The 23,520-nt window shown below is 65.7% G+C and carries 21 protein-coding genes; 4 read left to right on the plus strand and 17 right to left on the minus strand.

Annotation, left to right across the window (positions count from 1 at the left end; all coding sequences use genetic code 11):
- Positions 1-80 precede the first annotated feature (80 nt).
- The 17 genes from QNN98_RS12970 to QNN98_RS13050 all read right to left on the minus strand — a co-directional run bounded on the left by QNN98_RS12970 (position 81) and on the right by QNN98_RS13050 (position 19,771).
- On the minus strand, positions 81-1,466 hold the full coding sequence (locus tag QNN98_RS12970; RefSeq protein WP_227914212.1) for an NAD(P)/FAD-dependent oxidoreductase: 1,386 nt from the start codon (positions 1,464-1,466) through the stop codon (positions 81-83).
- Positions 1,467-1,535: 69 nt separating this feature from the next.
- Positions 1,536-2,903, minus strand: coding sequence for a S8 family serine peptidase (locus tag QNN98_RS12975; RefSeq protein ID WP_229959686.1), 1,368 nt, complete (start codon positions 2,901-2,903; stop codon positions 1,536-1,538).
- Positions 2,900-3,877, minus strand: a complete 978-nt coding sequence (locus tag QNN98_RS12980) for a Ppx/GppA phosphatase family protein (RefSeq protein ID WP_283997691.1) — start codon at positions 3,875-3,877, stop codon at positions 2,900-2,902. Before QNN98_RS12980 ends, QNN98_RS12975 begins: the two co-directional genes overlap by 4 nt.
- Complete coding sequence (locus tag QNN98_RS12985; RefSeq protein WP_227926930.1) at positions 3,874-4,551, minus strand: DUF501 domain-containing protein; 678 nt, start codon at positions 4,549-4,551, stop codon at positions 3,874-3,876. The genes QNN98_RS12980 and QNN98_RS12985 overlap by 4 nt, the downstream gene beginning before the upstream one ends.
- A 64-nt stretch (positions 4,552-4,615) precedes the next feature.
- Positions 4,616-5,350, minus strand: a complete 735-nt coding sequence (locus QNN98_RS12990) for an FtsB family cell division protein (RefSeq protein WP_283997693.1) — start codon at positions 5,348-5,350, stop codon at positions 4,616-4,618.
- 177 nt (positions 5,351-5,527) lie between these two features.
- The gene (gene eno, locus QNN98_RS12995; RefSeq protein ID WP_227926928.1) at positions 5,528-6,808 is read right to left on the minus strand and encodes a phosphopyruvate hydratase; all 1,281 of its coding nucleotides are present in this window, start codon (positions 6,806-6,808) and stop codon (positions 5,528-5,530) included.
- A 146-nt stretch (positions 6,809-6,954) separates the two neighbouring features.
- Complete coding sequence (locus QNN98_RS13000) at positions 6,955-7,695, minus strand: nucleoside triphosphate pyrophosphohydrolase (RefSeq protein ID WP_283997696.1); 741 nt, start codon at positions 7,693-7,695, stop codon at positions 6,955-6,957.
- A complete protein-coding gene (locus tag QNN98_RS13005; RefSeq protein WP_227926926.1) occupies positions 7,688-8,833 on the minus strand; it encodes an adenosine deaminase in 1,146 nt (381 codons plus the stop codon). The genes QNN98_RS13000 and QNN98_RS13005 overlap by 8 nt, the downstream gene beginning before the upstream one ends.
- Positions 8,834-8,852: 19 nt before the next feature.
- Positions 8,853-9,521 (minus strand): DedA family protein, encoded by a 669-nt coding sequence (locus QNN98_RS13010; RefSeq protein WP_227926938.1) that lies wholly within the window; start codon positions 9,519-9,521, stop codon positions 8,853-8,855.
- A gap of 289 nt (positions 9,522-9,810) precedes the next feature.
- Complete coding sequence (locus QNN98_RS13015) at positions 9,811-11,100, minus strand: thymidine phosphorylase (RefSeq protein WP_227914218.1); 1,290 nt, start codon at positions 11,098-11,100, stop codon at positions 9,811-9,813.
- Positions 11,090-11,515: a cytidine deaminase gene (locus QNN98_RS13020; protein WP_283997700.1), complete on the minus strand. Its 426-nt coding sequence runs from the start codon at positions 11,513-11,515 to the stop codon at positions 11,090-11,092. Before QNN98_RS13020 ends, QNN98_RS13015 begins: the two co-directional genes overlap by 11 nt.
- 54 nt (positions 11,516-11,569) lie before the next feature.
- On the minus strand, positions 11,570-12,856 hold the full coding sequence (locus QNN98_RS13025) for an ABC transporter permease (protein WP_227914220.1): 1,287 nt from the start codon (positions 12,854-12,856) through the stop codon (positions 11,570-11,572).
- A complete protein-coding gene (locus tag QNN98_RS13030; RefSeq protein ID WP_502864738.1) occupies positions 12,853-14,214 on the minus strand; it encodes an ABC transporter permease in 1,362 nt (453 codons plus the stop codon). The genes QNN98_RS13025 and QNN98_RS13030 overlap by 4 nt, the downstream gene beginning before the upstream one ends.
- Positions 14,211-15,755, minus strand: a complete 1,545-nt coding sequence (locus tag QNN98_RS13035; protein ID WP_227926923.1) for an ABC transporter ATP-binding protein — start codon at positions 15,753-15,755, stop codon at positions 14,211-14,213. Before QNN98_RS13035 ends, QNN98_RS13030 begins: the two co-directional genes overlap by 4 nt.
- A 171-nt stretch (positions 15,756-15,926) precedes the next feature.
- Positions 15,927-17,009 carry a BMP family lipoprotein gene (locus tag QNN98_RS13040; RefSeq protein WP_442860198.1) on the minus strand — a complete coding sequence of 361 codons (1,083 nt, stop codon included), beginning with the start codon at positions 17,007-17,009 and terminating at the stop codon, positions 15,927-15,929.
- 296 nt (positions 17,010-17,305) lie between these two features.
- Positions 17,306-18,460 carry an amidohydrolase gene (locus QNN98_RS13045; protein WP_227914222.1) on the minus strand — a complete coding sequence of 385 codons (1,155 nt, stop codon included), beginning with the start codon at positions 18,458-18,460 and terminating at the stop codon, positions 17,306-17,308.
- Between the two features lie 171 nt (positions 18,461-18,631).
- Positions 18,632-19,771, minus strand: coding sequence for a mannose-1-phosphate guanylyltransferase (locus QNN98_RS13050; RefSeq protein ID WP_227914223.1), 1,140 nt, complete (start codon positions 19,769-19,771; stop codon positions 18,632-18,634).
- Between the two features lie 240 nt (positions 19,772-20,011).
- Between QNN98_RS13050 and sdhC the strand changes: the two genes are divergently transcribed.
- From sdhC to QNN98_RS13070, 4 genes are read left to right on the plus strand one after another with little or no spacing between them, the layout of a single operon-like run.
- Positions 20,012-20,389, plus strand: a complete 378-nt coding sequence (gene sdhC, locus QNN98_RS13055; protein WP_227914224.1) for a succinate dehydrogenase, cytochrome b556 subunit — start codon at positions 20,012-20,014, stop codon at positions 20,387-20,389.
- A 5-nt stretch (positions 20,390-20,394) separates the two neighbouring features.
- Positions 20,395-20,874: a succinate dehydrogenase hydrophobic membrane anchor subunit gene (locus tag QNN98_RS13060; protein WP_227914225.1), complete on the plus strand. Its 480-nt coding sequence runs from the start codon at positions 20,395-20,397 to the stop codon at positions 20,872-20,874.
- A 58-nt stretch (positions 20,875-20,932) separates the two neighbouring features.
- Positions 20,933-22,699, plus strand: a complete 1,767-nt coding sequence (gene sdhA / locus QNN98_RS13065) for a succinate dehydrogenase flavoprotein subunit (RefSeq protein WP_227914226.1) — start codon at positions 20,933-20,935, stop codon at positions 22,697-22,699.
- Positions 22,699-23,475: a succinate dehydrogenase iron-sulfur subunit gene (locus QNN98_RS13070; RefSeq protein WP_227914227.1), complete on the plus strand. Its 777-nt coding sequence runs from the start codon at positions 22,699-22,701 to the stop codon at positions 23,473-23,475. The genes sdhA and QNN98_RS13070 overlap by 1 nt, the downstream gene beginning before the upstream one ends.
- Positions 23,476-23,520 lie beyond the last annotated feature (45 nt).

Here is a 23,520-nt window from a genome sequence, read left to right on the forward strand (position 1 = left end):
CGGCGGGGGGGGCCACACCGGGCCGGGGCGCCCCCCGCGCGGGGGGCCCCCCGCTGCCGTTTATGAAGTGACGCTGAAAGCTAGGCCTTCACTGCCGGCTTCTTGGCCGGAGTTGCTGCTTCCTCGAAGCTCCGGCGCGGGTGCTTGAGGTTGCGCAGGTCGGTCACATCGCGGCCGTAGGCCACGTTCAGCAGCCAGCCCGAGACCACACGGAACTTGCGCTCGAACATCGGCATGGCCAGGCCGTGGTAGCCGCGGTGGGCCAGCCAGGCCGGGAAGCCCTTCATGCCGAAGCCCATGATGTTGGCAACGCCCTTGTACTGGCCAAGGCCGGCAACGGCACCCAGGCTCTTGTGGTTGTATTCCTCGACGCTGCCGACGCCGTAACGGGCGGCCATGATGTTCTTGGCCAGCAGCTTGGCCTGGCGGACGGCGTGCTGTGCGTTCGGGACGCAGAAGCCGCCAACACCGCCGCCGGAGAGATCGGGGACGGCGGAGACGTCGCCGGCAGCCCAGGCGCCGTCGATGGGTCCGTTGTCACCGGTGATGCGCAGTTCGGCGTTGGCGCGGACACGGCCGCGCTCGTCGATCGGGAAGTCGGTGGCGCGCACCATCGGGTTGGCCTGCACACCGGCGGTCCAGATCAGGGTGTCCGTACCGAATTCGCCGGCCGGGGACTTGTCAGCCATGTTGATGAGCTTCAGGACGCCGTCCTCGGCGGAAGCCAGGGAGGTGTTCAGCAGCACCTCGATGCCGCGCTCACGCATGCTGGATACAACCCACTCGGCCTGGTCCGGCTTGACCTCGGGCATAACGCGGCCCATGGCCTCGATCATGACGAAACGGAGGTCTTCGCGGCGGAGCCGGTCGTTGAGGCGGACCGCGTCGCGGGCCATGTCTTCGATCTCGGTCAGGGTTTCGATACCGGCAAAGCCGCCGCCGACGACGACGAAGGTCAGGGCGCGTGTGCGCTCCGGGCCGACGGGCATCAGGGAGGCGGTTTCAATGCGCTCCAGCACGTGGTTGCGGGTACCGACGGCTTCTTCGATGCTCTTCATGCCGATGCCGGCCTGCGCGAGGCCCGGGATCGGGAAGGTGCGGGTAATGGAGCCTGCGGCCAGGACAACGTCCTGGTAGGGCAGCTCAAACGGTTCACTGCCGTCGCCGGGCTCTACCGTGGCGGTGCGGGCAGCATGGTTGATGGAAGTGACCTTGCCGGTGATCAGCTCGGTGCTCTTCAGGTGCATGCGGTGGGATACAACGGCGTCGCGGGCCTCAATGGTGCCGGCGGCGACTTCGGGAAGGAACGGCTGGTACGTCATGTACGGAAGCGGATCCACTACCGTAACAATGCCGCCCTGGGCCTTGACCTTCTTCTGGAGGTCTTTGGCTACGTATAGACCGACGTAACCACCGCCGACCACCAGAACGCGGGGACGATCAGAAAACTGCTTGTTCGATGCCATACGCCAATCCTACCCGAGTTTGTGAAAGTCTTCACGAACTATTTGACAAACGGCACATCGGGTTTTTCGCTAGCTCACACCAACTTCATCAAGGGAACCGGATTCGGTGGCTTCGCCCGCTTCGGAACGTGCTTGCCGGCGCCGGACAATGGCAACGTGTACGGTTCCGGCGAGGAGCACCGCGAGCAGCAGCCCGCTGAATCCCAGCACTACGGCGGCGGGCAGTGAACTGTTTTCGGCCGGAGGTGCGGCCGCGGCCGGAACAGTCGGTTCAGGCAGGTCCGGCACGGTGGGGGCAGGAATGTCTGCGGTGCCCGGCGACACGTCCGCCACCCGGCGGTGGACCCGGATCCATTCGGCGATGGTGCCCAGGGGGTTGACGGAAACCGAGGGTACTTCGGCATTCAGCGCGGCGTTGGCGTCCAGGATGCCGTAGCCGTAGATGGTGTCGGTGCCCGGCGCTCCTGCGTCCCGGGCAGTCCTGACAATCCGGTTTACGACGTCGGCCGCGCTCATCTCGGGATGGGCGGACCGGATCAGTGCCGCAACACCGGCAACCAGCGGAGCCGCTCCGGAGGTGCCCTCCCAGTCGGCATACCGCGCAGTGCCTTCGGGCAGACCGCCGATCAGTTTCTCGGCCGGAGCGGCCACGCCGATGCTGATGCCTTCGGAGGAGGAATCCCAACTGGCCTCGCCCTGCCGGTTCAGGCCGGCAACGGTCAGGACACCGGGGATGGTGGCCGGAGCCCCCACCTGGACCATGCCCACACCGCGGTTACCGGCAGCCGCAACCACTACGACGTCGTGCTGTTCGGCATACAGGAACGCGTTGTCCCAGCTTTCCGGCCAGGCAGTTGAGGTACTGCCCAGGGACATGTTGATCACCTTGGCGCCGTTGTCTACGGCCCAGCGGACAGCGTTGGGGATTTGCGTGTCGATGGGGACGCCGCCGGGATTGGTGCCTCCGATCCAGGCGGAAACCGCAAGGAGCTCGGCTTCCGGTGCCACGCCGATGATGCCTTCGGTGCGTTCCTTCTTTTCGCCCTCTTTTGCTTCGCCTGGCTTCTCGTGGCCCCGCCCCGCCAGCAGCGTCGCCACCAGGGTGCCGTGCTCGGGCGTGGTGCCCAGGCCCTTGGCGCCCTTGGGGTCGCCGGCTCCGGAAACATCGGTTCCGCCTGCAACGGCTCCGGCAAGGTCCGGATGGCTGGCGTCCACGCCCGTGTCGATGACGGCTACCTTGACGCCGGCGCCCTTGGTGGTCTTCCAGGCCTCGGTGATGCCATAGTCGTTAAGCCAGTACTGCTTGTCCCGCCACTCATCGGCCTGTGCGGCGGGGGCGGCCAGGAGCGGGAGCGCCACGGCGGCCACGAGCACGGCGGCCGCGGTCCGGAGGCGGGCGGCTTTGCGTCGGCCGGTGGCCCCAGCTGCGGCGCTCACCCGGCGACGCTCAGGGCGATGCCGTCAAGGATGTCGTGTTCGCTGGCGAACGCCGAAGACACCCGGCCGTCCGTCAGTTCTTCGACGCGGTCCACAATGGTGCGCCAGATCAGGGCACCGGCCCCGATGACGTCGACCCGGCCGGGGTGCATGTACGGAAGGCCGGTACGTGCGGCGCGGTCCCGGTGCAGCAGCGCATCCGCCGTGCGGTCGATTTCTTCCCTGCTGAGCTCTGTGCCGTGGATGGCTTCGGGCGCGTACTCCGCCAGGTCCAGCGCTGCGGCGGTGACGGTGGTGATGGTCCCGGCCACACCCACCAGCCGGTCGGTTTCGGCCAGCGGGACGGTTGCCTGCGCGGAAGCGATCATGTCCAGGATCTCGGCCCGCGCACCGGCGATTTCCGCTTCAGTGGGCGGGTCGGAAAGCAGGTAGCGTTCGGTGAACCGCACGCAGCCCATGTTGGTGCTCTTGGCCGCCAGGACACCGGTGCTGTCGCCGAGCACAAACTCGGTGCTGCCGCCGCCCAGGTCCACCACGAGTGTCTTGGCGCCGTTGCTGCCGGCAAAAACGCTGGCGGCACCGGTGTAGGAGAGCTCGGCTTCCTCGTCGCCGCTGATGACTTCCGGTTCCACGCCGAGCCGCTCCCGGATGCCGTCCACGAATTCCTGCCGGTTCTCAGCGTCGCGGCTGGCTGAGGTGGCCACAAAACGGATCCGGGCAGCACCGTGCTCGCGGATGAGTGCGGCGTATTCGTCTGCCGCGGCGAACGTGCGTTCCAGCGCTTCGGGGGCCAGCCGGCCGGTGGCGTCCACCCCCTGTCCCAGACGGTTCACACGCATCAGGCGCACGACGTCGGTAAGCCGGGCCGCGCCGTCGGCGTCCCGGGCGATGTCCGCGATCAGCAGGCGGATGGAATTGGTGCCGCAGTCAACGGCGGCAACCCGCACACTCCCGGTGGTGTTGTGGTCGCTCACAGTTCTCCCTCGTTCGTTGCGGCTTCTTCCGCTGCCCCGCCGCCCAGCCGGCGGGCCGCTTTTTTGCTTTCCAGCGCTTCCGGGCTCAGGCCCTGCGTCTTGGTGTGACGGCTCAGGTCCCGGGCCGGAGCCGCTCCGGCAGTGTCCCAAGCACCTTCGCAGTAGCACCGGTCAGCTGTCCACCATTCGGAAATGGCGGCCAGCGCCTCATCGCCCAGCGGGTTCACGCCGGGCCCGGCGGCCAGGGAGTGCCCCACCAGCACGTGCAGGCACTTGACCCGGGTGGGCATCCCGCCGGCGGAAACCCCGTCGATTTCCGGCACCGGTCCGGTGCCCGTGCGTTCGCCGATTTCGTTGCGCACCTGCAGGTAGTGCTCGTGCGCGCGGCGGTAGCGCTGTGCAAGCTCGGGATCGTCTTCGAGCCGGCGGGTCATGTCCGTCATCAGGCCCGCAGCTTCGAGCCGGGAGACGGCGGCGGTGATCACCGGGTGCGTGAGGTAGTACGTGGTGGGGAAGGGAATGCCATTGCTCAGCCGCGGCGCGGTGGTGGCCACCAGGGGGTTGCCGCAGACGCAGCGGGCACCGATCTCGACGACGTCGCGCACCGGCCGGCCGAGCTGCCTGCTCAGCGTTTCCAGGTCTTCCTGGGTGGGGGCGAGCTGGTCCTGCGTCATGCTCAGAAGTTCCTTCCGTGGGGGCCGCGACGGGCCCCGGGCTGCTGTTCTATCAGCCTCCAGATTACTGTGCCGTGGCCGATCTCTTGACCGAGTCCCACAGCGAATCGACCCACTGGAGGTCTTCAGGCTCCTCCTCGGCCGCTTTCGCTTCAGCTTCCTCCACGCCGTTTTCGCCCTTGACCAGGTACCGCTTCTCCCCCGGCATCACCAGGAAAATCCGGTCCCTCGCCTGCTGCTTGATGTAGGCCGGGTCTTCCCATCGGCCCAGCTGGACTTCCAGCTCCGACTGCTTTTCCTGCGCCTGGGCAATTTCGGCCCTGGCTGCGGCGATGTCTGAACGCTGCTGCAGATAGGTGCGGACCGAGGGAGCCAGCAGCACGGTGATGGCCACCATGACCATGGCCAGCACCAGCAACCGGCCGGAGAAGGCCTTGGCCGGGACCGGCCGCAGCTCTTCGTCAGCGGCAACCGGCGCCGCGTTTTTCTCCTTCTGCACGTCCCCGGCCTGACGGCGGATCGCTCCGGAGAGCTGGGAACGCGCGGCGGCCCGGGCATCTGACGCGGAGGGCTTGCGCTGCGTTGCAGGTTTGGCGGCGGGTTTCGAGGCGGCGGGCTTGGCGGCAGCGGGTTTCGAGCCGGCAGCCTTCGCGGCGGCAGGTTTGGAGCCGGCAGCGGGTTTCGAGCCGGCAGCCTTCGCGGCGGCAGGTTTGGCTGAAGACTTTGCAGGAGCAGGTTTCGCTCCGGCGGTCCGGACGGGGGCCGGGGGCCTGGGCACCTGGGGGCGTCGCGTTGACATGCGTTCTGAGTCCTTGGAGTATGTCGATGCTGCGGATCCTGCGCCAGCATAAAAAACCGGCCCGGAAACCACCGCGGGCGGGTTCCTCCTTCGAGGGTACCCACCCGCAGTGTCCGGGCCGTCCACGCAACGCCTGCAGGCCCGGAATCCGGTCTTCAGGCGGCTGGTGCGCAGCTGCTAGCCGTTGAAGCGCGGGAAAGCGCTGCGGCCTGCATAGCGTGCGGCGTCGTCGAGCTCTTCTTCGATGCGCAGCAGCTGGTTGTACTTGGCCACACGCTCGGAGCGGGCCGGAGCGCCGGTCTTGATCTGCCCGGCGTTGGTGGCGACGCAGATGTCGGCGATGGTGGTGTCTTCCGTCTCACCCGAGCGGTGCGAGGTGATGGTGGTGTAACCGGCACGCTGGGCCATGGTGATGGCATCCAGGGTCTCGGTCAGGGTACCGATCTGGTTGACCTTCACCAGCAGCGAGTTTGCCGCGTTGTTCTTGATGCCGGTTTCCAGGCGGGCGGGGTTGGTGACGAAGAGGTCGTCACCAACAATCTGCACCTTGTCGCCGATGGAAGCGGTCAGGGTCTTCCAGCCGTCCCAGTCTTCCTCGTCCAGCGGATCCTCAATGGAGACCAGCGGGTAGTCGCGGACCAGTTCCTCGTAGTACGCGGACATCTCGGCCGCGGTCTTGTTCTGCCCCTCGAAGAGGTAAGCGCCGTCCTTGAAGAACTCGGAGGCTGCCACGTCCAGTGCCAGGGCGATGTCGGTGCCCGGTACGTAGCCGGCGCGCTGGATCGCTTCGATGATCAGGTCCAGTGCAGCGCGGTTGGAGGGCAGGTTCGGCGCAAAGCCGCCTTCGTCGCCCAGGCCGGTGGAGAGGTTCTTTTCCTTCAGCACGGACTTGAGGTTGTGGTAGACCTCCACGCCCCAGCGCAGGCCCTCGGAGTAGGTCTGCGCGCCCAGGGGAACAATCATGAATTCCTGGATGTCGACGTCGGAGTCGGCGTGCGAGCCGCCGTTGAGGATGTTCATCAGCGGGACGGGCAGGATGTGCGCGTTGGGGCCGCCGAGGTAGCGGTACAGCGGCAGGGCAGCGGATTCGGCGGCGGCACGGGCCACGGCCAGGGAGACGCCGAGGATGGCGTTGGCGCCGAGCCCGGACTTGTTCTCGGTGCCGTCCAGGTCAATCATGGCCTGGTCGATGGCACGCTGGTCCGCGGCGTCGAAGCCCAGCAGGGCCGGCTGGATCTGCTCGATCACGGCTTCGACGGCCTGCAGCACGCCCTTGCCCTGGTAGCGGTTCTTCTCACCGTCGCGGCGTTCGTTGGCTTCGAAGGCACCCGTGGAGGCACCGGAGGGTACCGCGGCGCGGCCGAAGGTGTCGTCGTCGAGCAGCACCTCCACCTCAACGGTGGGGTTGCCGCGGGAATCGAGGATTTCGCGGGCGTGGATGGCATCGATGATGGCCATTGAATTGCTCCTGTTCATTGGAACGATTGGGGAGAAAACCGCGGTGCTGCGTGGGCAGCACGCCGCAGTGTCTGTCTCTTAGCCTAATAGAATCGCGGCCCCGGGTAAGGCCCGGCAGGCCAATATGCCCCAACCAGTGTCCCGGATCAGCCCGAAATCTCCCCGTCAGAAGCTGTTTCGGCGCCCGTTTCGAGGCCGGTTTCAGCGCCGGTGCTGGCGGTAGTGTAGCGCCGCACTGCGGCCCGCAGCGCAGCCTCGGCGTCCAGCCCCTGCCCGGAAGCCCGGCGCACCAGTGAGAGCAGCGCGTCGCCCAGCGCGGCGTCGTCGGAGAATCCTTCTCCAGTGCCGGACGGCGGCAGGGGCAGTCCCGCACGGCGGGCCCGCGAGAGGGTTTTTGCGGCCAGCACCAGGGCGGGCAAGCCGGCCGGAATGCCCTCGAAAGCCGAGCTGCGGTCCGGGGTTTCGGCCTTTTTAACATCGTCCCAGGCCTGTTCAATGGCGGCCAGCGACGGCTGCCCGCCGGTGTCGGGCAGGACGCTGCCGTCAGCCGCGAACACGTGCGGGTTGCGGCGGATCATCTTGGCGGCGAGCCCGTCCACCACGTCGGCCACGGAGAAGCTGCCGGTTTCCTGCTGCAGGCGCGCGTGCAGCATCACCTGCAGCAGCACATCCCCCAGTTCCCCGCGCAGTTCGGCGGCCCGGACGGGACCTGCGGTTCCGCCTTCCACCGCCTCAATGAGCTCGTAGGTTTCCTCCACGAGGTATTCCAGCAGCGACTCGTGCGTCAGTTCCCGGGTCCAGGGGCAACGCTCACGCAGGGCGGCGATGACCCCGGCGAGGCGGGTGAACCGCTCGCCGAGGTCATCGGGAAGGGGAAGTTCAGCCACGGGCGCGGTTGAAACCCTCGGTGACGTAGGCGGACAGCGCGGCGCGTTCATCCAGCGGCAGGAAGGCAGCGTTGACGGCGTTCATGGTCAGTTCCAGGATGTCATCCAGGTCGTACTCGAATGTCTCCATCAGCAGCTCGAACTCGCCGGTCAGCGTGACCGAACTCATCAGCCGGTTGTCCGTGTTGACCGTGACGGCGAAGCCCGTCTGGTACAGCAGGTCGATGGGGTGGGTTTCAATGTCCTCGCCGAAGGAAGCCACCGCACCTGTCTGCAGGTTCGAGGACGGGCATACTTCCAGGGCAATGCCGCGGTCCCGGACCCAGGAAGCCACCCGGCCCATGCTGACCAGGCCAACCTCGGGCTCTTCGGGGGAACCGGCGTCGGTGTCGAATTCCACGTCAATGTCTTCAGCGATCCGCACGCCGTGGCCCAGCCGCAGGGCGCGGCCGTGCACCAGTGCATCCACAATGCTCTCTATGCCGGCCGCCTCGCCTGCGTGCACGGTGATGGGGAACTGGTGTTCGGCCAGGAACGTGAATGCGTCCTTGAAACGTGAGGGGCCGAAGCCGTCCTCGGGACCGGCAATGTCGAAGCCCACGGCCCCCGAGTCGCGGTGCCGCAGCGCCAGTTCGGCAATTTCCATGGCCCGGTCGGCATGCCGCATGGCGGTGATCAGTTGCCCGACCTGGATGAAGCTGCCTGCTTGCTCAGCGTTGGCGACGGCCTCGTCGATTCCGGCCTGCACGGCCTCCACGGCGTCGTCAAGGCTCAGGCCGCCCTGCACATGCTGTTCCGGCGCCCACCGCACTTCGGCGTAAACCACGCCGTCGGCCACCAGGTCCTCGACGAATTCGCGGGCCACGCGGGAGAGCCCGTCGCGCGTCTGCATCACGGCAATGGTGTGGTCGAAGGTTTCCAGGTAACGCGGCAGCGAGCCGGAATCGGCTGCGGCACGGAACCATTCGCCCAGCTCGGCGGGGTCGGTGGCCGGCAGTGCATGGCCGACGGCGGCGGCGAGTTCCACGATGGTGGCCGGACGGAGTCCGCCGTCCAAGTGGTCATGCAGCGACACCTTCGGCAGGCTGCGGACGTCGAGGCGGGAAGTGTTGGCAGGAGGATTTGTAGGCTCAGTCACACGGTCACTCTACGGGGTTTCAGGCGGCCTTCTGCGTCTTTTCGTCATCTCCCGCGGCGGAGAAGCCGTCCTTGCCGGGAGGGACGGCAGCCGGGGTCTTGCCTCGGACCATGCTGATGAGCCGGTCCACAATCAGGCCCAGGACCAGCGCCCCGCAGACCCCTACGACGACGCCCAGCAGGTGGTGTTCGTCGAACCATGCACCCGCGATGGCTCCAATGGCGACGCTGTAGGCGGCCCATACAACACCCGAAATGCCGGTCAACGTCACGAAGCGGCGCCGCGGGAATCCGGTGGCGCCGGCAGTGAGGTTAACTACTACCCGGCCTACGGGGATGAAGCGTGCCACGAGGATCAGGGACACGGAGCGCTTGTCCAGCTCGTATCGGGCCCAGGCGAAGGACTTCCGCATTTTGGGCCGGCGCATCCAGCCGAAGCGTTCGGTGCCGATCCAGCGTCCAATCAGGTACGCCAGGTTGTCCCCCAGGAAAGCGCCCAGCGCCGCTGCCGGGATGACCAGCCAGATGTTCGCCCCGGCACCGCCGGCGGCCAGCGAGGCCAGTGCCACCACCAGGGATTCGCTGGGCACCGGCGGGAAAAACCCGTCGATCAGGCAACACGCGAAAAGCCCCACATAGACCCAAGGCGACCCCGCAGAGGAGAGGATGAAGGCGTTGATGTTATCCACCGTGGCACTAAAAATCTCCAACAGTTGCCGCTCCTTGGGTTGACTGTCCGGCGTCCCTTACAAGCATGCCACGGACGCACCAGTGCCCGCGGCGAACCGCCGCGGGCACTGTTAGAGGCTGGAACTGGTGAGACGCGGGCCCCGGAGGGTCCGGAGGAAGGCGGGCCCACGCGGGGTCCGGAGGAAGGCGGCTTTAATATTTTCTGCGAGCTCTGCGAGCAGGAAATTTCGTTGCCGCCGTTCCGGGCCCCGCGAGGGCCCCGCGAGGGCCCCACAGGGCCCCGGGAAACTAGCTGATCCGGTCCAGGATCAGCTTGCGCGCCGGGCGGGAGCCTTCCGGCGCAATCACGACGGCGTCCGCCAGCGCTTCCTTAGCCCGGTCGAACTTCTCCGGGGTGTCGGTCAGCAGCGTCATTAGCGGCTCGCCGGCACGGACCACGGCACCTGGCTTGGCGTGCATCACCACGCCGGCACCGGCCTGGACCACGTCTTCCTTTCGTGCCCGTCCTGCGCCCAGCCGCCACGCGGCTACGCCAACGGAGAGCGCGTCCAGTTCCACCAGCACGCCGTCGGCCGGAGCGTAGACGGTCTCGGATTCCTTCGCGACGGGCAGCTTCGCATCCGGATCCCCGCCCTGGGCGCTGATCATCTTCCGCCAGACGTCCATGGCCCGGCCGTCGCGCAGTGCGGCGGCGGGATCGGCGTCGTGCACTCCGGCGGCACTGAGCATCTCCTCGGCGAGGCGGATGGTCAGTTCCACCACGTCCTCCGGGCCGCCGCCGGCCAGGACGTCCACGGACTCCTGAACCTCAATGGCGTTTCCGGCTGTGAGGCCCAGCGGCGTGGACATATCGGTGAGCAGGGCCACCGTGTTAACCCCGGCGTCCTTGCCCAGGGCCACCATGGTCTCGGCCAGTTCGCGGGCCATGGCTTCGTCCTTCATGAAGGCGCCGGAGCCCACCTTGACGTCCAGCACCAGCGAGTCGGTGCCTTCGGCGATCTTCTTGCTCATGATCGAGGAAGCGATCAGCGGAATGGCCTCCACGGTTCCGGTGACATCGCGCAGTGAGTACAGCTTCTTGTCGGCAGGGGCCAGGCCTGCGCCGGCAGCGCAGATGACGGCGCCGACGTCGCGCAGCTGGTTCATCAGGGCGCCGTTGCTCAGCGATGCCTGCCAGCCGGGGATGGCCTCGAGCTTGTCCAGCGTGCCGCCGGTGTGGCCCAGTCCGCGGCCGGAGAGCTGCGGAACGGCCACGCCGAACACGGCAACCAGCGGTGCCAGCGGAAGGGTGATCTTATCCCCCACGCCGCCGGTGGAGTGCTTGTCCGCGGTCGGTTTGCCCAGGGAGGAGAAGTCCATCCGTTCCCCGGAGGCGATCATGGCCGCGGTCCAGCGGAAAATCTCTTCCCGGTTCATGCCGTTGAGCAGGATCGCCATGTTCAGCGCGGCCATCTGCTCATCGGCAATGGTTCCGCGGGTGTACGCGTCAATGGTCCAGTCGATCTGTTCGGCTGAAAGCACCCCGCGGTCCCGTTTGGTGCGAATGATATCTACGGCGTCGAAGTTGTTACTGTTCATGCTGGCCTCCCAGGTGCTGCGGTCCAAAAGCATCCGGCAGGACTTCGTCCATGCTGCGGATGCCGCTTACTGTCATCAGTGCCATGCCCGGCGCCCGGAATTCATAGAGCAGCTGCCGGCACCGTCCGCAGGGCATCAGGACCGCCCCGGAGCCGTCAACGCAGGCAAACGCCGTAAGGCGTCCTCCCCCGGTCATGCGCAGCTGGCTGATCAAGGAACATTCCGCACACAGGGTCAGCCCGTACGAGGCATTTTCAACATTGCAGCCGGAAACAATCCGGTCGTCGTCGGTAAGCGCAGCAGCGCCCACCGGGTATTGGGAGTAGGGCACGTAGGCATGGGCCAGCGCCGCACGGGCGGCATCCAGCAGCGCATCCCAGTTCACGTCCGTGCCCAGGGGTTCTTCAGTGGTCATAACAGGTCCTAGCTAGTGGCGGGCGGCCCGCAGACCGCCCGCCTCTTTTGTTTCTTATTCCTTGACGTACGGCACGCCGCTGGCCGCGGGTGCCCGGGACTTGCCCACCACACCGGCCACGGCGAAGATCGTCACCACGTAGGGCAGCATCGCCAGGAACTGGTTGGGAACCGAGGTCCCCAGCAGGCTCAGGACGTACTGCAGGTTGGTGGCGAAGCCGAACAGCAGGGCCGCCAGCAGGGCGCCGAGCGGGTTCCAGCGGCCCAGGATGAGGGCGGCCAGCGCAATGTAGCCCTGCCCGCCGGTCATATCGCGGTTGAAGGCGGAGACCGAGACCAGGGTGAAGAAGGCGCCACCGACGCCGGCGACCACTCCGGCCAGCAGCACGTTCAGGAAGCGCGTGCGGTTCACGTTGACACCCAGGGTGTCAGCCGCCTTGGGGTGCTCCCCGACGGCCCGGGTCCGCAGGCCCCACTTGGAGTGGAACAGACCGAAGTAGACAGCGGCCAGGGCGATGTACATGAGGTAGCCGACGATCGACTGGTTGAACAGGATCGGCCCGATGATCGGAATATCCGCCAGCAGCGGGATCCGGATGGGCGGCAGCGACGGCGGGCTGTTCCACTTGGCCGCGTCCGAGGACAGCAGCGTGGAGAACAGGAAGCCCGTGAGGCCCGAAACGAGCACGTTGAGCACCACGCCCACAATGACCTGGTTGACCAGGTACTTGATGCTGAACACTGCCAGCACCAGCGATACCAGGGCACCCGCCACGGCAGCGGCGAAGAGCCCCACGAAGGCACTCCCGGAGAGTGATCCCGCCACGGCGGCAGCGAAGGCGCCGAAGAGCAACTGGCCTTCAATGGCAATGTTTACCACGCCGGAGCGTTCGCACAGCACGCCGGAGAGCGAACCGAAGATCAGCGGGATGGACAGGGCGAAGGAGCCTGCGAGCAGGCCGTACAGGGCAACGTTGGGGGTGTCTGCACTGCCCACCACCCAGGTCAGGAAGCCGATGACGAAAGCCAGGCCGAAGACGGCGACCAGCCATACCGGCACCCGGTCTCCGCGGCGGGTGAGCATAAAGGCCCATGCAGCGGCGGCGATCATCACTACGGCCGTAAGCCAGCCCACCAGGGGCGCGGAAACCACCACCGAGGGGAGCACGATGGCTTCCCCTGGATCGGAAAGCCGGAACGTCACGTCAGTGGACGGAGCGCCGAGGGCGAAGACGGCCAGTCCCAGCAGCGCCAGGACAATCAGGATGATGGGGGTCTTCCAGCTGCGGACGGTTGCGACGGCAGCCGTCCCGGGGGCCGGGAGCGTTGTTGCGGTACTCATGCTGCGCCTCCGGCGGACTCGGTTTTGGGGGTTCTGCGCTTGCCGGAGGTCTTGAACGCTCCGGGTGCGGGGATGCGGAACAGGGACCGTACCAGCGGCGGGGCCGCAATGAACAGGACGATCAGGGACTGCACCACCAGGACAATGTCGATGCTGGTTCCGGTGTTGGTCTGCATGTTCACGCCGCCGGCCCGGAAGGCCCCGAACAGCACGCCGGCTGCGAGGGTTCCCCAAGGGCTGGAGCGGCCCAGCAGGGCAACGGTGATGGCATCAAAGCCGAAGCTGGCGGCGACGCCGGAGGTCAGTACCTTCTCGGTGCCGGAAACCTGTGCCACGCCGGCCAGGCCGGAGAGTGCACCGGCAATGAGCATCACAATGATGTAGCCCTTGGTGGTGCTGATGCCGGCGTTGCGGGCAGCAGACGGATTGGCGCCCACAGCCTTGAGCTCAAAGCCCACCGTGGAGCGGTTCATCAGCCACCAGATGAACACGGTGGCCAGGACAGCCAGGACAAAACCCCAGTGCAGGCGGAACCCGGCACCCAGCAGCGGCGGGAACATGGCGTTCTCATCCAGCTGGGGGCTGATCGGGTTAGAGGACCCGGGGCGCTGGAAAGCGGGCGTGCTGAGCAGGAACAGCACCAGGTTGATTGCCACGTAGTTGAGCATGATGGTGACGATCACTTCGTGTGCGCCGGTTTTGGCCTTCAGTGCACCGGCGATACCGGCCCAGATGGCCCCGCCGAGCATACCGGCCACAATGACCAGCAGCAGGTGCAGGCCAACGGGCAGGTGGAAGGTGAACCCCACCCAGGCGGCCATGGCCGCGCCGATGAGGATCTGGCCCTGCGCACCGATGTTGAACAGGCCCGTCCGGAAAGCGACGGCGACGCCGAGTCCGGCCAGGATCAGCGGTGTTGCCACGGTGAGGGTCTGGGTGAGCGGGTAGAAGAACCGGGCTGTTGTTTCTGCCTCGAAGTTCAGGACCGAGCCCTGGAACAGGGCAACATAGGCGCCCGAGGCAGCCGACCAGGCCGCCGCAAGCAGGTCCGTGGGCCGGGAGAAGAAGTACGACGCCGCGGCGCCCACCTCCTCATCGGTGGCGGCAATCAGGATGCCGCCCACCACCAGTGCCAGCAGCACGGACAGAACCGAGACCACGGCATGGGAGGACAGCACCCGCCGCAGGGTCGACTGCTGCGCTGCGCCGTCGTCGCCCCGCGGGGACTTCGCCGGGACGGTGGGTGGTGTTGCCGCCGTGGCGGGTGTGTCCGCCGCCGCTTCGAGCCGGGCGGACACGGCAGCGTCTGTGCTGCTGCCTCCCGGCGGGTCCTGCGTGGTGGAATCCTCCGGGCTCACTGGGCCCCTCCCTTGGAATCTGTGTGGTGCGCTGTTGCTTCTTCCGCGTCCATGCCGGCCATCATCAGGCCCAGCACGTCACGCGAGGTGTTGGCGGGGACAATGCCCATCAGCCGTCCGCCGTAGAGCACGGCAATCCGGTCCGCCAGTTCAAGGACTTCATCTAGTTCGGTGGACACGATCAGCACCGGAGTGCCGACGTCGCGCTCGGAAATGATGCGGCGGTGCAGGAACTCGATGGATCCCACATCCACGCCGCGGGTCGGCTGGGAGGCGATGAAAAGCTGCAGCGGGCGGGACAGTTCCCGCGCCATCACGACCTTCTGCTGGTTGCCGCCCGAAAGCGTGCCGGCTGCCGCATCCGCGGACTGCGTGCGGATGTCGAACTCAGTGATCTTTTCGGCCGCGTTCTGCTCGATCACGGCCGGGCGCAGGGACAGCCCGCGTGCAAAGGGCTCCGAATCGTAACGGTTCAGGATCAGGTTCTCGGCCACGGAGAAGGTTCCCACCAGGCCGTCCACGTTGCGGTCTTCGGGCACAAACCCGACGCCGGCGCTGATGATGTCGCGGGTTTTGCGTCCCACCAGTTCCTCACCGTTGAGGCGGATGGAACCCGAGACGTGTTCCTGCAGACCCATGATCGCTTCGGTCAGTTCGGTCTGGCCGTTGCCCTGGACGCCGGCCAAGGCAAGGATCTCGCCCCGCCGGATGCCGAAGCTGACCGAGTCCAGTACCGCGGGTCCGCTGGCGGAAGCAACCGTAAGGTTGTCCACCACAAAGGTTTCCTCGCCGGGCTTGGCCGCTTCCTTGTTCAGGTTCAGGCTCACGGACCGGCCGACCATCAAGGACGCCAGTTCGGTGGTGGAAGCGGTGGGTTCGGCGGAGCCGACCACCTTGCCGCGGCGGATCACCGTAATGACGTCGGATACTGCCTTCACTTCGCGAAGCTTGTGCGAAATAAAGACGACAGACTTTCCGTCTTCGGTCAGCTGGCGCATGATGCCGAGCAGTTCGTCCGTTTCACGCGGCGTCAGCACCGCCGTCGGTTCATCCAAGATCAGGACCCGGGCCTCGCGGATCAGTGCCTTGATGATTTCCACCCGCTGCTGCACACCTACGGGCAGGTCCTCCACCACGGCATCGGGATCAACGTCGAACCCGTACTGGTTGGAGATTTCACGGATGCGGCGCCGGGTCTGTTCAAGGTTCAGCATGCCGGCGAACGTGGTCTTTTCGTCGCCGAGGGCCACGTTTTCCGCCACGGTAAAGACGGGCACCAGCATAAAGTGCTGGTGCACCATCCCGATGCCCGCGGCCATGGCGTCACCGGGACCGTTGAAGGTGACGGGGCGGCCGTCCACCAGGATTTCACCCTCGGTGGGCTCGTACAGGCCGTACAGCACGTTCATCAGTGTTGACTTGCCCGCACCGTTTTCGCCGAGCAGGCTGTGGACCTGCCCCGGTTCGACCACCAAATCAATGTGGTCATTGGCGACCAGCGCGCCGAAACGCTTGGTGATGCCCTTGAGTTCGAGTTTCAAAACCCCAACCAATCTGTTTTTGGGTAAATAAAGGGGAACACTACCGAAAACAGCACAAACGCCGTCTTCCCGGCAATGCAATTCTGCCGGGAAGACGGCGGTCGTTTTGGTGCATTCGGAGCTTTCAGTATCCGGACAACGGCCCGAATGCTGGTAATACCGGTCGCGTTGTTACTTCGGGCTCGAAGCGGACTCGACCTTGATTTCGCCGGAGATGATCTTGGCCTGGATGTCTTCGACGGCCTTCTTGACGTCGTCCGGAACGCTGGCTTCCTGATCGTGGAACGGAGCCAGTGCGACACCGCCGTTTTCGAGGGTGCCCACGTACGGGCTGTTGTCGAACTCGCCCTTGACGTCGCTGTTCACGACGTCTTCCACGGCCTCGCCCATCAGCTTCATCACGGAGGTGAGGATAACTTCCTTGCCCGTGGTGACGGACTCGTAGCCATCGGAGTCAACCCATACAACCTTGGCGTCCTTGCCGGCGGCGTTGGCTGCCACGACGGCGTCAATGGTGCCGGCGCCAACCGGACCGGCGACGGGCATGATGACGTCGGCGCCTTCGTTCAGGAAGTTCTGCGTGGTGGTCTTGCCCGCGGAGACGTCGTCGAAGCCGCCCGTGAAGGAATCCATGCCGAGAAGCTGGACGTCCTTGCCGTTCTGCTCGTTGTAGTACTCCACGCCCTGCTCGAAGCCCTCCATGAAGATGGTCACGGTGGGGATGTCCAGGCCGCCGTACGTGGCGACCTTTCCGGTCTGGGAGGTGCCTGCGGCAACGTAGCCGGCCAGGAACGCGGCCTGGGCCGTGTCGTAGATGATCGGCTTGACGTTGTCAGCCTCGATGGACTGGTCATCGACAATGGCGAAGTGGCTGTCCGGGTTGGCGGCAGCTGCTTCCTTGGTGGCATCAGCGAGCAGGAAGCCCACGGTAACCGTGATGTCGCAGTTGGCCTGGATCATGCTGTCCAGGTTCGGGGTGAAGTCGGTCTCGGACTGGGACTCGGCGGTCTTGACCTCGATGTCCAGGTCTTCCTTGGCCTTCATGATGCCGTTGTAGGTGGACTCGTTGAACGAGTTGTCATCGAATCCGCCGGAGTCGGAAACCATGCAGCCCAGGAAATCGGTAGCCCCGTCGGCGGAACCGCCTTCTTCTTCGGGGGCCGCGCCGCAGCCGGAGAGCAGAAGCGCCGAAACGCCGAGCATGGCGGCACTGACGCCTGCGTTGCGCTTAAAGCTGCGCGGGAAATTCTTCAATGTTCCTCCAGAAAGAAATGGGTATCACCCTCAAGAAGGCAGCCGGCGCTTCTCCCGGCCCCCGGCGGGGAAGGAACGCACCGGTGCCCGGTGTGGTGCAGCGCTCCGTCCATCGTTGGACCGCAGCAAGACAACCATAATGTGTCCCAGACGACACTCAGCGCAATTCGGGCGCTGGCGGCAGATTGTTTACATGTTGTTATCAAATGACGGCGCCCGGCACGGGAGGGACTGATATTGTCCTCCCGGCCGGGCGTACTCATGTGCCGGTGCCGGCGCTCATGCCGGCGCAGCGGCTAGTGCCGCAGACCGCGCGCTGCCCTCAGCGCAGCGGCGGCCATCACGCTGACCCCGCAGCTGACGGCGCGTTCATCGGGGTTGTAGTCTCCGCGGTGCAGGTCGAAGGTTTCCCCGCCCGGGGCGCGGGTTCCCAGCCGCATCAGCGCGCCGGGCACCGCCTGGGTCATCCAGGCGAAGTCCTCCCCGCCCATGGACTGGGGTGCCAGGACCACGGCGTCCTCCCCCAGTTCGGTGCGGGCGGCTGCCTCGATCAGGCTGATCTCGGCGTCGGCGTTGATGACCGGAGGCACGCCGCGGGTATGCTCCAGGGCCACGTCCACCCCGTACGGTGCCGCGACCTCCCGTACCACCTTGTCCAGCAGTTCACCGGCGGCATACCAGGCCTCGGCGTCCAGGCACCGCATGGTACCGGCCATGAAACCGTGGCCGGGGATGGCGTTGGGGGCGGACCCGGCGTGCATCTGGCCCCACACCACCGACACCCCGCTGCGCACGTCAATGCGGCGGGACAACACGGCGGGAACGCTCACGGCAATCTCTGCGAGCGCAAAGACCAGGTCCTCGGTCAGGTGCGGACGGGAGGTGTGCCCGCCCCGCCCGCTGAGTTCAATCCGGATGGTGTCGGACGCGGAGGTGATGGCACCGATCCGCGTGCCCACCTGGCCAACGTCGACCCGGGGGTCGCAGTGCAGGGCCAGGACGCGGGGCACGCCGTCGAGGACGCCCTGCTCGATCACGGAGAGCGCGCCGCCGGGCATCACTTCCTCTGCCGGCTGGAAGATGACGCGCACCCTGCCGCCCAGCTCTCCCGCGGCGTCGAACTTCGCGAGCACCCGGGCAGCTCCGAGCATGACAGTGGTGTGGATGTCGTGGCCGCAGGCGTGGGCAATGCCGGTGTTCAGTGAAGAATACGGCAGCCCCGTTTCCTCCAGGACCGGCAGGGCGTCTATGTCGGCTCGCAGGGCGAGGCGGAGGGGTCCGTCACCGATGTCCACCACGACGCCGGTGCCTTCGAGCCGCTTTGCTGCCAGCCCTGCGTTTTCGAGGGCTTCCACTATCCGGTCCGTGGTCCGGAACTCTTTGTGGGACAGCTCGGGATGGGAGTGGAGGTCCCGCCGGAACTCGATCAACTCGCCCAGGAGCGGAGCCACGCTTCCCCGTATGGAGGGGACTGGTGAATTGCTCAGTGGGATAGTCTGCACAACCTCTAGGTTAGCCAATTCCGGGCCCAAAACCGGAATGTGCACGCCCGTAAACGTCGTCACATGACCAGGTCTTGCCGAGCCGCCTGGACGCCGCCCGCTTACCGGAACGGAAAGGCCCTACAGGACGTCGGTGTCGCCGCTGGCCTTCAGGTGCTCCACGGCCTTCTTGACTTCCTGGGCGTGCTCCTTGGTGGTGACCAGCAGGGCATCGGGGGTGTCCACAATGACCACGTCCTCGATGCCGATCAGCGCGATCACCCGCTTGGTATCCGAAACCACAATGCCGGAGGCGTTCTCAGAGTAGACGCGGGCCCCCTCGCCCATCACCGTGAGATCGCTGTTTTCCTCGGCGGGATTAAGCCGGCCGATGGCCGCGAAGTCCCCCACGTCATCCCAGCTGAAGGCGCCGGGAATCATGGCGACATCCCCGGCCGCGGCGGCCGGTTCGGCCACGGCGTAGTCGATGGCGATCTTGGGCAGGGTGGGCCAGATCCGGCGCACCACTTCCCGGCGCCGGGTGGTGTCCCACGCCTCGGCAATTTCCATCAGTCCCGTGTAGAGGACCGGCTCGTTGGCTTCAAGGTGCTTGAGCATCAGGTCCACCGGGGCTACGAACATCCCCGCATTCCAGCTGTAGCTGCCGCTGTCCAGATAGGTCTGCGCGACGTCGGCGGAGGGCTTTTCCACGAATTCCACCACTGAGGCGGCGCTGGGCGCCCCGGCCACCTTAAGCGGCTCGCCTGCGCGGATGTAGCCGAACCCGGTTGAGGGATGGGTGGGCTGGATGCCGATGGTGACAATGTATCCCTGTGCGGCCGTGTGCACGGCTTCCCGGACGGCTTCCTGGAAAACGTCGACGGGGGCAATCACCTGGTCGGCGGCAAAGGAGCCCATGATGATCTGCGGGTCCCGCTTATAGAGGATGGCCGCTGCCAGGCCGATGGCTGCGGCGGAATCCTTGGGCTCGAGTTCGAGCACGAGGTTCTTATTGGCAATTTCCGGCAGCTGCTGCCGCACGGCCTGCCGGTGCAGGGCACCGGTGACGACCATGACCCGGTCCCCGCTGAGCGGACGCAGGCGGTCATAGGTGGCACGGATCAGGGTGGACCCGGAACCGGTGAGGTCGTGGAGGAACTTCGGCGCAGCAGCCCGGGACAGGGGCCACAGCCGCGTTCCCACGCCGCCGGCCGGGATGACCCCGTAGAAACGGTCAAGGACGGCGGACTCGGAGGTGGCGGGTGCCTTTTGCTTACTCATCACTGCCCAGATTAGCGGAGCGGACGCCGCAGGTCCCGGAAGCGGCACGGTTTGGGCCCTATTGCGTACACCTCTTAATGCCGCCGGGCAATGTAATAAGGGTCACACCAAAGGGCATCCTAAATTGAAACGCCGGTCACGCACGCCTAGATTATGGTAGAGCTTATAGCGCTGTCGCACCGGCGTCATCACTGCGTGGAAGACGCGCTAACGCCGCTGCGATGCAGGGAGGAAAATTCAGTGTCGAAGTTACCAGCAGGCACTCTCTACCGTGGCCGCGAGGGCCAATGGTCGTGGGTAGCCCACCGCATCACTGGCGTGGTGATCTTCTTCTTCCTTTTGGTCCATGTTCTGGATACCTCATTGGTGCGAGTTTCGCCCGAGGCCTACGACTTGGTGATCGGTGCCTACAAGAACCCGATAATGGGCCTCGGTGAGCTTGGGCTCGTCGCCGCCATCGTGTTCCACGCCTTCAACGGTGTACGCGTTGTCCTGATCGACTTCTGGAAGAAGGGGCCCAAGTACCAGCGTCAGATGCTGTGGGCCGTAGTCGCTCTTTGGGCCGTGACGCTCATCGGCTTCTCCATTCGCCACATTCCCAACGTCTTCGGGGGTTAGCACCAATGACTACTTCAACCAACGAAGCCCACGCCCTCGAAGCACCCCGCTCGGGACGCATCGCCCCCCGGTACACCCGGAACGGTTCCAGCCGCGGCAACTTTGAAATGTTCGCCTGGCTGTTTATGCGTGTATCCGGCGTCCTGCTGGTGGTGCTGATTTTCACCCACCTGTTCATGAACCTGGTGGCCGGCGACGGCATCCACGCCGTTGACTTCGGTTTTGTGGCCGGCAAGTGGGCCAGCCCCCTGTGGCAGGTCTGGGATCTGGTCATGCTGTGGCTGGCAATGCTGCACGGCTCCAACGGCGTCCGCACCATCATCAACGACTACGCGGACAAGAAGGCCACGCGGATGTGGCTCAAGGGCGTGCTGTACGTGGCGACCTTCGTCATCATCCTGCTGGGCACCCTGGTGATCTTCACCTTCGATCCCTGCCTCGACGGCGCCACGGCTGAGATCCTGGCGGAGCACTGCTCCGTCTAACGGCAATACCGCGGCAGTCCAAGAGTTTTTAGCAGTTTCAACAGAAAGAGCATCTGGTATGCAGGTCCACAAGTACGACGTCGTCATTGTCGGCGCCGGCGGCGCCGGTATGCGTGCCGCCATTGAATCCGGTCAGCGCGCACGGACGGCGGTACTGACCAAGCTGTACCCCACCCGCTCCCACACAGGCGCGGCGCAGGGCGGCATGTGCGCGGCACTGGCCAATGTCGAGGAAGACAACTGGGAGTGGCACACCTTCGACACCGTCAAGGGCGGTGACTACCTGGTGGATCAGGATGCAGCCGAGGTGATGGCGAAGGAAGCCATCGACGCCGTGCTGGACCTGGAGAAGATGGGCCTCCCTTTCAACCGGACGCCCGAAGGACGCATTGACCAGCGGCGCTTCGGCGGACACACCCGCGACCACGGCAAGGCCCCGGTCCGCCGTGCCTGCTACGCGGCAGACCGCACCGGCCACATGATCCTGCAGACGCTGTACCAAAACTGCGTCAAGCACAACGTTGAGTTCTACAACGAGTACTACGTGCTGGACCTGATCATGGTGACGGAGCCGGACGGCCAGAAGCGCGTTTCCGGCGTCATCTCCTATGACCTGGCTACCGGCGAGCTGCACATCTTCCAGGCCAAGTCCGTGGTCTTCGCCTCCGGCGGAGCCGGCAAGGTCTTCAAGACCACCTCCAACGCCCACACCCTGACCGGTGACGGCATGGGCATCGCGTTCCGCCGCGGCATCCCCCTGGAGGACATGGAGTTCATCCAGTTCCACCCGACCGGCCTGGCCGGGCTGGGCATCCTGCTTTCCGAAGCAGCCCGCGGCGAGGGTGCCATCCTGCGCAACTCCGAGGGTGAGCGCTTCATGGAGCGCTACGCCCCCACCATCAAGGACCTGGCGCCGCGTGACATTGTCGCCCGTTCCATGGCCAACGAGGTGCGCGAGGGCCGCGGCTGCGGTCCGAACAAGGACTACGTCCTGCTGGACCTGACCCACCTGGAACCGGCGCACATTGATGCCAAGCTTCCGGACATCACCGAGTTTGCCCGCACCTATCTTGGCGTGGAGCCGTACACGGAGCCGGTTCCCGTCTTCCCCACGGCCCACTACGTGATGGGTGGCATCCCCACCAACATCAAGGGCGAGGTCCTCCAGGACAACGACACCGTAATCCCCGGCCTGTACGCCGCCGGCGAGGTGGCCTGCGTGTCCGTGCACGGCTCCAACCGCCTCGGAACCAACTCCCTGCTGGACATCAACGTCTTTGGCAAGCGTGCGGGCATCTACGCCGCTGAATACGCCCAGACCGCGGACTTCGTTGACCTGCCGGAAAACCCGGAGGCCGACACGGTGGCCCTGCTGGACCACGTTCGCAACTCCGAAGGCACCGAGCGCGTTTCAGAAATCCGCCGGGACCTGCAGAACACCATGGACATGAACATGCAGGTGTTCCGCACCGCTGACACCATTGAAAAGGTGCTGACGGACATCGCTTCCTTCGAGGAGCGGTACCAGAAGATCAGCGTCCAGGACAAGGGCAAGCGCTTCAACCTCGACCTCCTTGAGGCCGTGGAGCTGGGCTTCCTCCTGGAACTGGCGAAGGTCATGAGCGTAGCCGCCCTGCACCGCACCGAATCCCGCGGCGGACACTTCCGCGAGGACTTCCCGGAGCGCGACGACGAGAACTTCATGAAGCATTCAATGGCCTACAAGGTTGACGAAGCCGAAAATGCCGAGCACACCGCCGGCATCCGGCTGGACACCAAACCGGTCATTTTCACGCGCTACGAGCCGATGGTGAGGAAGTACTAATGACAACGGAAATCGCCGAGCCGGCCTCCAAGGTGGAGCTCCCCGAGTCGATCGGCGGAGAAATCCCCTCCTTCGAGATCACCCTGAAGGTCCGCCGCTACAACCCCGAGGTTTCCGACGAAGCCTACTGGGACGAGTGGAAGCTGACCATGTACGGGACTGACCGCGTGCTGGACGCCCTGCACAAGGTCAAGTGGGAGCACGACGGTTCGGTTTCGTTCCGCCGCTCCTGCGCCCATGGCGTATGTGGCTCCGATGCCATGCGCATCAACGGCCGCAACCGCCTGGCCTGCAAGACCCTGCTGAAGGACCTGGACACGTCCAAGCCCATCCTCGTTGAGCCCATCAAGGGCCTGCCGGTGGAGAAGGACCTGATCGTGGACATGGAGCCGTTCTTCCAGTCCTACCGCGAGATCATGCCGTTCCTGGTCACCAAGGGTCACGAACCGACCAAGGAACGCCTGCAGTCCGCCGAGGACCGCGAGCGTTTCGACGACACCACCAAGTGCATCCTGTGCGCCGCGTGCACCTCGTCCTGCCCGGTCTTCTGGACCGACGGCCAGTACTTCGGACCGGCCGCGATTGTCAACGCGCACCGCTTCATCTTCGATTCCCGCGATGACGCCGGTGACATGCGCCTGGAGATCCTGAACGACAAGGAAGGCGTGTGGCGCTGCCGCACCACCTTCAACTGCTCGGAAGCCTGCCCCCGCGGCATCCAGGTCACCAAGGCCATTTCAGAGGTCAAGCAGGCCATCTTGGCCCGCTCGCTCTAACCGGTCCTGCGCCCAAGGCGCCCGCCGGCGGTTTCCCCGCCGACG

Source organism: Arthrobacter sp. zg-Y1143 (genome assembly GCF_030125565.1).
Classification (GTDB): Bacteria; Actinomycetota; Actinomycetes; order Actinomycetales; family Micrococcaceae; genus Arthrobacter_B.